The organism is Dethiothermospora halolimnae, assembly GCF_037577855.1.
Classification (GTDB): domain Bacteria; phylum Bacillota; class Clostridia; order Tissierellales; family VENL01; genus Dethiothermospora; species Dethiothermospora halolimnae.
Map to the genome: position 1 here is coordinate 40371 of NZ_JBAKFX010000030.1, position 8217 is coordinate 48587.

The 8217-nt window shown below is 27.9% G+C and carries 7 protein-coding genes; all 7 read left to right on the top strand.

All coding sequences use genetic code 11. From position 1 onward, the window contains the following. The first annotated feature begins 76 nt into the window (after positions 1–76). The 7 genes from V6137_RS12465 to V6137_RS12495 all read left to right on the top strand — a co-directional run bounded on the left by V6137_RS12465 (position 77) and on the right by V6137_RS12495 (position 8056). Positions 77–1546, top strand: coding sequence for a protein adenylyltransferase SelO (locus V6137_RS12465; RefSeq protein ID WP_425448272.1), 1470 nt, complete (start codon positions 77–79; stop codon positions 1544–1546). A 160-nt stretch (positions 1547–1706) separates the two neighbouring features. Beyond that, on the top strand, positions 1707–2651 hold the full coding sequence (locus V6137_RS12470) for a flavodoxin domain-containing protein (protein ID WP_425448273.1): 945 nt from the start codon (positions 1707–1709) through the stop codon (positions 2649–2651). 55 nt (positions 2652–2706) lie between these two features. After that, positions 2707–3921: a coproporphyrinogen-III oxidase family protein gene (locus V6137_RS12475; protein ID WP_425448274.1), complete on the top strand. Its 1215-nt coding sequence runs from the start codon at positions 2707–2709 to the stop codon at positions 3919–3921. A 107-nt stretch (positions 3922–4028) separates the two neighbouring features. Next, positions 4029–5336: a hypothetical protein gene (locus tag V6137_RS12480; RefSeq protein ID WP_425448275.1), complete on the top strand. Its 1308-nt coding sequence runs from the start codon at positions 4029–4031 to the stop codon at positions 5334–5336. Positions 5337–5443: 107 nt separating this feature from the next. Beyond that, the gene (locus V6137_RS12485) at positions 5444–6145 is read left to right on the top strand and encodes a hypothetical protein (RefSeq protein ID WP_425448276.1); all 702 of its coding nucleotides are present in this window, start codon (positions 5444–5446) and stop codon (positions 6143–6145) included. Between the two features lie 287 nt (positions 6146–6432). Further along, positions 6433–7008 carry a lytic transglycosylase domain-containing protein gene (locus tag V6137_RS12490; RefSeq protein WP_425448277.1) on the top strand — a complete coding sequence of 192 codons (576 nt, stop codon included), beginning with the start codon at positions 6433–6435 and terminating at the stop codon, positions 7006–7008. A 121-nt stretch (positions 7009–7129) separates the two neighbouring features. Beyond that, complete coding sequence (locus V6137_RS12495) at positions 7130–8056, top strand: transposase (RefSeq protein ID WP_425448278.1); 927 nt, start codon at positions 7130–7132, stop codon at positions 8054–8056. Positions 8057–8217 lie beyond the last annotated feature (161 nt).

An 8217-nucleotide genomic window follows, 5' to 3' on the forward strand; every position in this document is an offset into this window, starting at 1 on the left:
AAAACTAAAAAAGATTAAACTTATATTTAATATCAAAAACTATAGTATTAAAATAAAAAATAAAAGAAGGGATAACATGATAGAGAGAAAGTCGGGAATGGAAGTAGGGTGGAATTTAGATAATAGTTATACTCACTTACCACAATTATTTTTTACCAATACCAATCCAACACCTGTACCATCACCAAAGTCAATTGTTCTCAACTGTCCCTTGGCAAAATCTTTAGGATTAAATACTGAAGCACTAGAAAATAATGGAGCATCGATATTTGCTGGTAATGAAATTCCTAAAGGAGCTTCACCCCTTGCTCAAGCCTATGCAGGACATCAATTTGGACACTTTACTATGTTAGGTGATGGCCGTGCCATATTATTAGGAGAGCAGATAACTCCAGATGGAAAACGATTTGATATTCAGCTTAAAGGCTCGGGAAGAACCCCTTACTCTAGAAGGGGAGATGGTAGGGCAGCTCTAGGCCCAATGCTTAGGGAGTATATTATAAGTGAAGCAATGTATGGATTAGGTATTCCCACTACCCGCAGTTTAGCTGTTGTAACAACAGGGGATACTATAATCCGTGAAACTGAGTTACCGGGAGCCATATTAACTAGAGTGGCTTCTAGTCATATTCGTGTGGGAACCTTTGAATATATATCCCAATGGGGGAGTATAGATGAACTAAAAGCCCTAGCCGATTATACAATAAAAAGACATTTCTCAGATATTGATACTGACGGCAATCCTTATATTTCTTTGCTTAAAGAAGTAATAAAAAGGCAAGCAATACTAATAGCTAAATGGCAGTTAGTTGGATTTGTCCACGGTGTTATGAATACTGATAACATAGCTATAAGTGGTGAAACTATTGATTACGGTCCTTGCGCTTTTATGGATACCTATGACCCTAAAACGGTATTTAGTTCTATTGATAGACAAGGACGCTATGCCTATGGAAATCAACCAAGTATCGCTGCTTGGAATCTAGCTAGGTTTGCTGAAACCCTATTGCCACTTTTACATGATGATGAAAAAAAGGCTATTAAATTAGCTCAAGATACTATTTTAGAATTTCATGATATCTACCATTGTAATTGGATAAATGGAATGAGAAGGAAGTTGGGGCTATTTAATGAAGAGCCTGAAGATGAAAAGTTTATTAAAGAACTTCTTAGTATGATGGATAAATATAAAGTGGATTATACTAATACGTTTAGAGCTTTGACCTTTGATAATACAAAGGATACACCTTTACATGACAAAGAAGAATTTTCTAAATGGTATAAACAGTGGAAAAGTAGATTAGAAAAACAAAAAGAAACAAAAGATTCATCCCATGAATTGATGAGAAATTCTAATCCTTCAATAATTCCCAGAAATCATCGAGTAGAAGAAGCTTTAGAGTCGGCAGGAAAAGGGGATTATAGTGTGATGAATAAGTTTGTTAAAGTTCTTTTAAGACCTTATGCCCATTCATCTAAACAAAATGAATATACTAAACTACCTCCACCATCAGATATTCCCTATAGAACGTTTTGTGGCACTTAATTTAAGAGAACAAAATTTATATAAAGCTTTCGCTTATTTATAAGCGAAAGTTTTATTATTTTTTACAATAATTTATAAAAAAATAATAAATATGATATAATGTTAAATATTAATAGAAGTAATATTATATCTTTATAATCATAAAAAAGAGGTGTATAAAATGAAAAATACTCTAATAATTTATGAATCTAAGTATGGTTCAACGGAGAAAATAGTGAAAAGTATGGCTCCTATAATAGGACATTCAAGATATTGTAAAGTAGATGAATTTAAAGAAGAGTATAAGGAGTTTCAATATGTTATTATAGGCTCACCGGTATATAAAGAACAAATTAATAAAAAGATTATAGAGTTTATAAAAAATAATTTAGATTGGCTTAAGGAAAAGAAGGTAGTTATTTTTTGTACATGCCTTTCAAAAGAGTGTGGCAGTAAGTATTTAAATCAGTTAAAGACTTTACTAGGAAATAATTTAGTATACGATGAAGTACTGTATGGAAATTTAATATTAGACAGGCTATCTAAAGAAGATTACAATAGTATAAAAAAATTTTATGAAAAAATTAAAAAACCTATAGAAGATGTAGAAAAATTAAATTTAGAAACTATAATTGGTTTTGCATTAGATATAAAGAAAATTAAAGATAAAGATATAGTTAAAGCTCCTAAAGAATTAATAAAAGAGCAGGCAGAAAAATTTATTAAGACCCATAATACATGCACGTTAGCCACAGGATTTAATAAAAGGGTGAGAAGCACTCCGATAGAATATAACTATAAAGATGGACATTTATACTTTATAACAGAAGGTGGGGAAAAGTTTGCTCACTTATTGCAAAATAATAATATTTCTATAAGCATATATGATCAATTCACTGCTATGAATAACCTTGGAGGGATGCAGATTCTTGGGGAAGCTACTATAGTAGAATATAAAAGTCGCCAATACTATGATGTATTACATTTAAAGAAAGTAACAAAGGAAAAAATAGATAAATTGCCTGTTATGTTAAATATCTTAAAAGTTAAGATAAATAAAATAGAATTTACATATAGCAAATTTAAATCTATGGGTTATGATATCAAACAAACATTAGATTTTTAATACCAGAAAGGGGTCAATAAAATATATAGATATTTTAAGGAGGAATTAACAAATTATGCAGACAAAGAAGAGATCAAAAACTCATCATGATTCTATGGGAGTTATGGGAAAGCTAGCAATGGGACCAAGAAATGTTTTGGAGTATTTAGATAAAATTTCTGATATAAGTGAAAAAAATAAAAAATCTTGTATATACATACATGTTCCCTTTTGTAGTAAAATCTGTACCTTTTGTAGTTTAAGAAGAAATCTACGGGAACCTACTATTGATTATCATAAACTTTTGATAAAGGAAATTGAAAACTATAGTAAAATAGATTATATAAATAATAGGGTTTTTGATGCTGTATATTTTGGAGGAGGTACTCCTACTACTTTAAAGAAAGAATCTCTAAAACAAATTCTTAAAGCATTAAAGAAAAATTTAAATTTCACTGACGATGCTGAATTTTCTATAGAGACCACTATAACAGAACTTACAGATGACATGATAGAAATGTTTAAAACTGAAGGAATAAATAGATTTAGTGTAGGAGTTCAAACTTTTTCAGATAGAGGAAGAAAAATACTTGGAAGAAAAGGTGGAGGAGATATAGCATATAAAAAACTTGAAAAGTTAGTAGAAGAAGGATTTGAAAATATAAATATAGATATTATATATAATTATAATAATCAAAGTAAAGAAGAACTTTTAGAAGATTTGTATAGAATTTATGATTTAGATTTAGCTGGTTTTTCTTTATATTCTCTTATTAACATGGGAAAATTAAAATCAACTGAAAAACAAGACCTAGATATTGATAAAATATTATTTGATACTATAGCTTATAATAGTGAAAAACAGGGATATAACTTTTTAGAACTAACTAAAATGACAAAAAGAGATAAATATAAATATATTATAAACAGACATAATGGAGAAGATACTTTACCTTTAGGAGCTGGAGCTGGTGGAAATTTCAATAATTTATTAATAATGAATCCTATAGATTTAGATGAATATAAGGAGTCAATCTATAATTTTGCTGAAAAAAAAGGAATGTTATTTAATCCTAAATATAATGAATATATAAAGATAAAGGGAGACATACAAAGAGGTATACTACCAACGGATTATAGCTTAGTTAAAAATAAAGAAAAAATATTAAGCTTTATAGACGATACCATAGATAAAGGTCTAGCGGTTAAAAAAGATGATAATATATTTTTAACAAAAGCGGGTATATTTTGGGGAAATAATATATCGAAAAACTTTCTTAATTTATTATAAATTAGAATAAATATTTATTGGTCTTTTATGAAAATAGAAAAGTAACACTAATTAGAAGTTTTTATAGTAGACACCCATTAAAAATTTTTACATATAATAATCCTATAATGAAATTAAAGTGGGGTTATAATATGTGGGGCATTAAAGATTTAATAAATACAATATATACGTTTTTACCACCGATGGCTGAAATACTGATATTAGATTCACCTTATAAAAGACCAGCGATAATTATGGCCGATATAGATGGAGATGGCATATTAGAAATATTAGGCGCCTATAACTGGAAAGGGGAAAATTATATTATTGTATTAAAATATTATTGTGGAGCTTGGCATAAAATGGCTACTATAAAGGGAAAAGGGTATAATATAACTTATTTTGATGTGGCTCCAATTACCAGTTGTAATAAGTACAACTTAATAGTAGGTTGGCAAGTGGCTTCAATATGGTCAGATCTCAGTATTTATCAGTGGACATACAGAGGAATAATAGATTTAATTGATGGAAATAAGTATTATAGTATGATAGAAGTTGAAGATATTAAGAATAAGTACGGGAAAGATGGATTATATGAAATAGCTCTATGGATACATGACACAGGAGAAGCTTATAAAGTTGAAGTATATAGATGGTCAGGGTATAAATTTACCATGGCATTAGATGTATATCCCTACTACTTTAAAAAGGTGGCTAATTATTATAAAAATGTTTTAAAAGAAAAGGACTCAGCTACCTATTGGTATTATCTAGCCAGTGCCCAAATAAAAATAGGAGACACTAAAGGAGCATTAAAATCAATAGATAAGGCTTTGTCATTTGAATATCCATATCCATCTAAAGAAAAGCTATTAAGTTTAAAGGCGCAGTTATGTGACTATATACCACTTCCAAAAGAAGAAGGAATAGACCTTTCATCTATAGAATATATATGTTCTGAACAGGAAAGAGATTTAAAGCTTGAAAAGGCTTTAATAAGGGAATTTAAACTATATGAATACAAGGATAATATAAGATATTATTATAATAAGGTAGATCTTAATGGTGATGGTAAGGATGAAATATTTGTTTATCTAGTAGGACCTATAGTTTGTGGCACTGGTGGCTGTAGTGCTGTTATCTATAGAGAAGAAGATGATGAATATATACTATTATCAAAGTTTAGTCTTGTAAATAACCCTGTTATTATAAGTAATAATAAGACTAATGGATATAAAGATATTATTATGCATGTAGCTGGTGGGGGTGTAAAAAGTTTTTATGCTTTTCTTAAATACGATGGTAATACATATCCAAGTAATCCATCGGTACAACCAAAATTAGAGCGGGGAACAATGGTTGAGGGGATAGCTATTGTGGCAGATGATATTAGTAAAAATCCTGGATTAGAGTTATATTTTATGGAAACTGATTAATAAAATTAAATATTTAATTTCAATTGAATAATATAAGTGGAAACCCATATAAAACTGAGTTAGTATAAGTTTAAAAGGAACTAAATATATCTTAAGGGGGTACTTAAGTGACATGGCAAAAAATATTTTTAATATTTATTAGCTTAACTATAATAAAACCACCGATTACAGAAAATAACGCAAGATATAATATACAGAAACCAGATATGGAACCTATTGCTACTATATCTAAAGAAAATATATCATTATACCCTATAAAATCTTCAGATGAAGGAGGGGTATATAAAGAATTATTGTTAAATATAAAAGGAAATTCTAAAAAGTTTAGCTGGAAAAGTGTAAGCTATTCCAGTGCATTTTATCCAGAACTAATATATAAAGATATAAATAATGATGATCAAAAAGAATTAATTATAATATTAACAGAGGCTACAGGAACGGGGGTATATATTCAAAAAATACATATCATAAATCCTAATACTTTTGAGGAAATAAAAATAGAGAGTCCACTAGATATATATGAAGAAAATGTAAAAACTAAAGTTTATTTAGATAAAATTGAGATTGAAGTTAATAATAAAAATTATATTGTATCTAAAAATCAAACAGATATGGATCCTAAAAATTGGGCTGATTCGGTAATGTATAAAACCCGTATAACTTTTGGTGTTGAAGGTGAAGAGTTGGTATCGACAATAGGATTAAATATTGGATTTTTAGTTGGATATTTCGGTGAAATCAAAATAGTATATGGATTTGAAGACGATAAATGTATTGTTAAAGATATTGAGTTTAGGTATTTTGATTGATGCAATAAAAATGATTGATTTTACAATTAAGTTACAAAGAATATATTTTTCATATGTAAATTAAATATATAATTAAAATTACATATAAAAACCTTTAGTTTAAACATATGCATAAATAGCTTTATAAGAGTTATTAAGGAACTGACAATATTCTAACTAAATACTTACAATTGAGTATAAGTAGCTTCGAATTGCTTTGAAGGTTTCATTTTAAACTAATAATTAATTCAAGTATTTTAGTTATAAGATAAAATGTTATTTAAAAAACAATTTTGAGGGGGATAAACTTGAAAAGGATAAAGATAAATTTTAAAAGGCTTTCTTTAAATTTAATATTTATTATTTGTATTACAATAGTTTTTGCCGTATTCATAAATGAAAAAGAATATAAGAAAGAAAACTTTGAAATTAAATATGAAAATTATGTAAATAAACATGCTGAAAAATACAATGTAGATAAATATTTAGTATACGCAATGATGAAACAGGAAAGCCATTTTAATAAAGATGCAGTATCGGTAGATGAAGCAAGGGGTTTAATGCAAATAACAGAAGATACTTTTAACTGGTTAAAATTTAGGCTAGGGGATAAAGATACTACATTTGACGATATGTTTGACCCAGATACAAATATTAAATATGCTATATATTTTATATCTCTCTTACAAGAGAGATTCCCCCATAGAAAAACTATTACAGCTGCATATAATGCAGGGATGAATATTACTAGTAAATGGTTAAAGGATAGTAAATATTCTAAGGACGGGGTAACCTTGCACTACATTCCATATAAAGAGACTGAAAAACATGTGGAAATAGTTGAAAACAACTATAAGAAGTATAAAGAGTTGTATGATTTATAATAGAGTAATTAAAATGAAAAAAATTTAAAACCGGTTCAGTAAAAAAATTATAAATACAGTATAAAAAATCTCCCTTTTGCTAATAATGAAATCATAATATATTAACGAAAGGGGTATTGTTATGCCACGTCCATTTAGATTAAAAACAAACTTTTCAGTTTATCATATCATGATTAGATGTGTAGATGGTATTATGCTATTTAAAGACGATAAAGATAGGGAGCGATTCTTAATAACACTAAAAAGATATAAGAAAAAATATGGTTTTAAATTATATGCTTATTGTCTCATGGATAATCATGTTCATATGATAATAGATGCTTTTGGATCTGATATAAGCAGAGTAATGCATGGCATAAATCTTTCCTATGCTAAGTATTACAACAGGAGATATAAAAGAAGGGGACATGTATTTGGGGATAGATTTAGAAGTGAAATAATAGATAAGGATAACTATATACTCCAAGCATCAAAGTATATTCATAAGAACCCTAGAAAACTAAGGGGATGGAGCGATAAAGTTTTTCAGTATCCCTATTCCAGTGGACCAATATATTTAGGGGATTTAGATGATAGCTTTGAGATATTAGATTGTGATTTTATATTGAAGCTATATAGCAACAATGATAAGAAAAAAGCCGTAAAAGAGTATCTAGACTTTATGTTAGTACCTAATTCTGAAGAAGAGGAGAAACAACAGGAAGCAGAGTATGGATTTATGAATCAAAAATGCCAATATAAAAGTGAAAAGAATATTATAGTAAGGAATATGACTGCAGATGAGGTAGCTCAATTCGTAGCAGACTACATAGGTGAAGATAGAGATAAGATAAAAATAAAATATGTAAGAAATATAACCGAGGCTAAGGCTATAACTATGTTATTTATGGTAAGATTTTGTGAATATAAGATTAAGGATGTATGTAATTATTTTGGTAATATAACTCAATCAAGGGTATCTAGCCTATGTTCTCTAGGAGTAGAAATATTATTTAATAAAAATGAATATAAAAATATTATTGATGATTTTTTAAAGCACTGTGCTTAATAATGTAAATTTATTTTAAGGTGAAAAATTAAGAGAAAGATACTGAAATTTATTTTTAATATATTAAAATGGGACAAGCATACAAAAAAATGAAAATTTAAACAGATGAATTTTAAAAATACTTAAAATTATTTTATAATATATATTATTTTTGCAAAAAT

Coding starts and splice junctions, on each gene's coding strand:
- V6137_RS12465 (WP_425448272.1), top strand. CDS start 77: ATGATAGAGAGAAAGTCGGGAATGGAAGTAGGGTGGAATTTAGATAAT.
- V6137_RS12495 (WP_425448278.1), top strand. CDS start 7,130: ATGCCACGTCCATTTAGATTAAAAACAAACTTTTCAGTTTATCATATC.
- V6137_RS12480 (WP_425448275.1), top strand. CDS start 4,029: ATGAAATTAAAGTGGGGTTATAATATGTGGGGCATTAAAGATTTAATA.
- V6137_RS12475 (WP_425448274.1), top strand. CDS start 2,707: ATGCAGACAAAGAAGAGATCAAAAACTCATCATGATTCTATGGGAGTT.
- V6137_RS12470 (WP_425448273.1), top strand. CDS start 1,707: ATGAAAAATACTCTAATAATTTATGAATCTAAGTATGGTTCAACGGAG.